The organism is Mesorhizobium sp. M2A.F.Ca.ET.037.01.1.1, assembly GCF_003998075.1.
Classification (GTDB): Bacteria; Pseudomonadota; Alphaproteobacteria; order Rhizobiales; family Rhizobiaceae; genus Mesorhizobium.
Window position 1 is genome coordinate 1 of the sequence record NZ_RZSA01000649.1, and the last position, 3,935, is coordinate 3,935.

Annotated in this window: 1 protein-coding gene and 1 pseudogene; both read left to right on the forward strand. The window is 64.8% G+C overall.

Annotated features, from left to right (window positions below; all coding sequences use genetic code 11):
* Positions 1-905: recombinase RecA (gene recA, locus EOA27_RS26170; RefSeq protein WP_127257616.1), on the forward strand; the 905-nt coding region annotated here is incomplete at its 5' end.
* Between the two features lie 327 nt (positions 906-1,232).
* Positions 1,233-3,901 (forward strand): annotated as a pseudogene (alaS, locus tag EOA27_RS26175) (alanine--tRNA ligase).
* The last annotated feature ends 34 nt before the right edge of the window (positions 3,902-3,935 follow it).

Here is a 3,935-nt window from a genome sequence, read left to right on the forward strand (position 1 = left end):
GCGGGCTGCCGCGTGGCCGTATCGTCGAGATCTACGGGCCGGAAAGCTCGGGCAAGACGACGCTGGCGCTGCACACGGTTGCGGAAGCGCAGAAGAAGGGCGGCATCTGCGCCTTCGTCGATGCCGAGCACGCGCTCGATCCGGTCTATGCCCGCAAGCTCGGCGTCGACCTCGAGAACCTCCTGATCTCGCAGCCCGACACCGGTGAGCAGGCGCTGGAAATCTGCGACACGCTGGTGCGTTCGGGCGCCATCGACGTGCTGGTCGTCGACTCGGTCGCGGCGCTCACGCCGCGCGCTGAAATCGAGGGCGAGATGGGCGACGCGCTGCCCGGTCTCCAGGCCCGCCTGATGAGCCAGGCGCTGCGCAAGCTGACCGCCTCGATCTCGCGCTCCAACACCATGGTCATCTTCATCAACCAGATCCGCATGAAGATCGGCGTCATGTTCGGCTCGCCCGAGACCACGACCGGCGGCAATGCGCTGAAATTCTACGCATCGGTGCGCCTCGACATCCGCCGCATCGGCTCGGTCAAGGACCGCGACGAGGTCGTCGGCAACCAGACCCGCGTCAAGGTGGTCAAGAACAAGCTGGCCCCGCCCTTCAAGGTGGTCGAGTTCGACATCATGTATGGCGAGGGCGTGTCCAAGACCGGCGAGCTTGTCGATCTCGGCGTCAAGGCCGGCGTGGTCGAGAAGTCGGGCGCCTGGTTCTCCTATAATTCGCAGCGTCTCGGCCAGGGTCGCGAGAACGCCAAGCTGTTCCTGCGCGACAATCCCGACACGGCGCGCGAGATCGAGATGGCACTTCGGCAGAATGCCGGGCTGATCGCCGAGAAATTCCTTGAGAATGGCGGCTCCGAAGGCGGCGACGACGGTTTCGAGGACGAAGCCGGCGCCATGTAGGGCCGGTCCAGGAAGATCGCGCAGCGGTTCCTGTTCGGCTCAGGCAATTCGTCGGCTTAGCCGGAGTTCGGCCACAATGCTGGTTTATTTGGTTATGCTTATGTAATCGCGTTCTTGAGTACTGCGTACCCGAACCGCCGGCCTTCGCGCCGGCGGTTTTGCGTTTCGCGGGCGGTGTTGAGCCGCTGCCCGCTTGCCGATTGGTCCAACTCCGTGTTTCTGGACAGGCTCAAGAGCTATCGCTAAAAGGCCCATCTATCTTCTGAAATACCAAAGCCCATTTGCCGCCGGCCGGGCCGGTGGTTCTTGCGAAAAAGGCAATGTGCAATGAGTGGCGTGAACGACATCCGGTCGACATTCCTCGACTACTTCCGCAAGGAGGGCCACGAGATCGTCGCCTCCAGCCCGCTGGTGCCGCGCAATGATCCGACGCTGATGTTCACCAACGCCGGCATGGTGCAGTTCAAGAACGTTTTCACCGGCCTGGAGAAGCGCTCCTATTCGCGCGCCGCGACCGCGCAGAAGAGCGTGCGCGCCGGTGGCAAGCATAACGATCTCGACAATGTCGGCTACACCGCCCGCCATCTCACCTTCTTCGAGATGCTCGGCAATTTCTCGTTCGGCGACTACTTCAAGGAGCGCGCGATCGAGCTTGCCTGGAACCTGATCACCAAGGGTTTTGGGCTAAAGAAGGACAAGCTGCTCGTCACCGTCTATCACACCGACGATGAGGCGGCAGCTTACTGGAAGAAGATCGCCGGCTTCTCGGACGATCGCATCATCCGCATTCCGACTTCCGACAATTTCTGGGCGATGGGCGACACCGGCCCGTGCGGTCCCTGCTCGGAGATTTTCATCGACCGCGGCGAGCATATCTGGGGCGGCCCGCCCGGCAGCCCGGAAGAGGACGGCGACCGGTTCCTGGAATTCTGGAACCTGGTGTTCATGCAGTATGAGCAGGTGACGAAGGAAGAGCGCATCGACCTGCCGCGTCCCTCGATCGACACCGGCATGGGGCTGGAGCGCATGGCCTCCATCCTGCAAGGCGTCGAAAGCGTCTTCGAGACCGACCTGTTCAAGCATCTGATCGATGCCGCGTCCTCGGCGCTCGGCCAGGGGCCGAACCAAGAGAATGTGGCGTCCTATCGCGTGATTGCGGATCACCTGCGCTCGTCCTCCTTCCTGGCGGCCGATGGCGTGCTGCCGTCCAATGAGGGGCGCGGCTATGTGCTGCGCCGCATCATGCGTCGCGCCATGCGCCATGCGCAGTTGCTCGGCGCCAAGGAACCGCTGATGTGGCAGCTGGTGCCGGCGCTGGTGCGCGAGATGGGCCAGGCCTATCCCGAGTTGGTGCGCGGAGAAGCGCTGATCACCGAGACGCTGAAGCTCGAGGAAACGCGCTTCCGCAAGACGCTGGTGCGCGGCCTCGGCCTTCTTTCGGACGCGACCGAGACCCTCAAGGCCGGCGACATGCTGGACGGCGAGACGGCATTCAAGCTTTACGACACCTATGGCTTTCCGCTCGACCTGACGCAGGACGCGTTGCGCCAGCGCAGCATCTCGGTCGACATCGCCGGCTTCACCGACGCGATGGAGCGGCAGAAGGCCGAGGCGCGCGCGCATTGGGCGGGCTCGGGCGAGGCCGCGACCGAGACGGTCTGGTTCTCGGTGCGCGAAAAGACCGGCGCGACCGAATTCCTCGGCTACGAGACTGAAGCTGCGGAAGGCATCGTCCAGGCGCTGGTCAAGGATGGCAAGACGATCGACAGCGCCTCTCAGGGCGATGCGATCGCCGTGGTCGTCAACCAGACGCCGTTCTACGGCGAATCCGGCGGCCAGATGGGCGATACCGGCGTCATCTCCGGCGAGGGCTTCTCGATCGAGGTTTCCGATACCCAGAAGAAGGCTGACGGTCTGTTTGTGCATCTAGGCAAAGTGGTCAAAGGCACGGTGAAGACCGGTGCCGCCGTCGAGCTCAAGGTCGACCATGCCCGCCGCTCGAAGCTGCGCGCCAACCATTCGGCGACGCATCTCATCCATGAGGCACTGCGCGAGGTGCTGGGGACCCATGTCGCGCAGAAGGGCTCGCTGGTCGCGCCCGATCGCCTGCGCTTCGACATCTCGCACAACAAGCCGATCTCGGCCGATGAGCTCGAGGAGGTAGAGCGCATGGCGAACGAGATCGTCGTGCAGAACAGCCCGGTGACGACGCGGCTGATGTCGGTCGACGACGCCATCGCCGAGGGCGCCATGGCGCTGTTCGGCGAGAAGTATGGCGACGAGGTTCGCGTCGTGTCGATGGGCACCGGCCTGCATGGCGCCAAGGCCAATCGGCCCTATTCGGTCGAGCTTTGCGGCGCACGCATGTCCGCTCGACCGGCGATATCGGCCTGGTGCGCATCCTGTCGGACAGTGCCGTGGCGGCCGGCGTGCGCCGCATCGAGGCGCTGACCGGCGAGGCGGCACGCAGGCATCTCGACGAACAGGACAAGCGCCTGAAGGCCGCGGCGGCGACCCTGAAGATTTCGCCGGCCGATGTGCCGTCGCGTGTCGAGGCGCTGCTCGAAGAGCGCAAGAAGCTCGAAAAGGAGCTGACCGAGGCGCGCAAGAAACTGGCTCTGGGCGGCGGCTCGGCCGTTGCCGACGCGCCGGCCGCAAACGAGACGGTCGCCGGCGTCGGTTTCCTCGGCAAGGCAGTTTCCGGCGTGGCGCCGAAGGACCTGAAGCCACTTGCCGATGCCGGCAAGAAGACGCTCGGCTCAGGCGTGGTCGTCTTTGTCGGCGCCGGCGAGGACAATAAGGCAAGCGTGGTCGTCGGCGTCACCGACGATTTGACCGGCCGCTTCAGCGCTGTCGATCTCGTTCGCGTCGCGTCCGCCGCGCTTGGCGGGCAGGGCGGCGGCGGCCGTCCCGACATGGCGCAAGCCGGCGGCCCGGATGCCTCCAAGGCAAATGATGCGATCGCGGCGGTGAAGGCGGCGCTGGAGGCAGCGTAGGTCGCTTGGCGCGGGCCGGTTCCCGATTCTGTGA